At 64.0% G+C, this 228-nt stretch carries 1 pseudogene; it reads right to left on the bottom strand.

What is annotated here, in order from left to right:
- Window positions 1-228 (bottom strand): annotated as a pseudogene (locus tag EOD29_RS35690) (transcriptional regulator); the annotation flags it as partial.

The following is a 228-nucleotide window of genomic DNA, read 5'->3' on the forward strand; positions in this document are numbered from 1 at the left end:
GTGCCATTGCAGCGCAAAATAGCGGGCCACCGTCTGCGCTGCCGTCGCCCCCGCATGGCGGGCGATCAGGTAAAGCACAAGATCGTGCCATGTCATCGAGGCGCCCGATGTAATCAACTCGTCCCGCTGGCCAGCGACCACCAGCACCTGTTCCGGATGGATCGGGATCTGCGGATAGGCGTCGCGGAACGTCTGGGCATAGCCGAAGTGGACAGTGGCATCGGCGCC

The sequence above is a fragment of the Mesorhizobium sp. M1A.T.Ca.IN.004.03.1.1 genome (assembly GCF_003997555.1).
Lineage (GTDB): Bacteria > Pseudomonadota > Alphaproteobacteria > Rhizobiales > Rhizobiaceae > Mesorhizobium.